The organism is Sandarakinorhabdus oryzae (genome assembly GCF_009733735.1).
GTDB classification, from domain to species: domain Bacteria; phylum Pseudomonadota; class Alphaproteobacteria; order Sphingomonadales; family Sphingomonadaceae; genus Sandarakinorhabdus; species Sandarakinorhabdus oryzae.
Genome location: NZ_WNJP01000372.1, coordinates 1 through 824, shown reverse-complemented (window position 1 = coordinate 824; position 824 = coordinate 1). Strand labels below are relative to the sequence as shown.

Annotated in this window: 1 protein-coding gene; it reads left to right on the top strand. The window is 69.2% G+C overall.

Annotated elements, in window-relative coordinates:
• Window positions 1-431 precede the first annotated feature (431 nt).
• A partial coding sequence (locus GJ693_RS16365; RefSeq protein WP_156257269.1) for an ACP S-malonyltransferase occupies window positions 432-824 on the top strand: 393 nt, incomplete at its 3' end.

Here is an 824-nt window from a genome sequence, read left to right as displayed (position 1 = left end):
GGCGACACCGGCGGCGTTGCGCGACTTGGCGGCGGCCGTGGCGGCGTTCAGCGCCTTGCCAACGGCGGGCGACACGGCGGCAACGGCCGGCGTGGCAACAGCCAGAGCGGCGGCGGCGATCAGCAGGCGGGCATCAATCTTCATTGGCGATCCTTGGCTGTTCTGGTCGGCAAATGCGTCAGAACCGGCAGCCGGTCTGGCTATCGGTCCGCGAACCAAGGTGGTCGCATGGGGTTTGCCCGCCGATGAACGGCTGTTGCGAATCCCTTTTGCCCCCTCCCTGAGCGCGAAGGGCAGCCCATAACGGAATGTTTGCGCCTTGCAACCGGGCAAAACGCCCCGGTTGAGCAGCGGCACCGCGGCTGCGGTTGCACAGGCGCGGTGAAGCGCCTAATCGGCGGCGCAGTTTGAGCGATATCGGGAGAGGGACCATTCGCGCTTTCATCTTTCCGGGCCAGGGCAGCCAATCGGTGGGCATGGGCAAGGGCCTGGCCGACGCCAGCCCCCACGCCCGCGCCGTGTTCGAAGAGGTTGACGACGCGCTGGGCGAACGCCTGTCGCGGCTGATGTGGGAAGGGCCGGAAGAGGAGTTGACCCTCACCGCCAACGCCCAGCCGGCGATCATGGCGGTCGGCATCGCAGCGCTGCGTGTGCTGGAAAACGAAGCCGGGGTGCGGCTGGCCGACAAGGCCGCCTATGTCGCCGGGCATAGCCTGGGCGAATATACCGCGCTGTGTGCGGCCGGCAGCCTGGGCGTTGCGGACACCGCGCGCCTGCTGCGGCTGCGCGGCACGGCGATGCAGGCCGCCGTCCCGCCCGGCGTC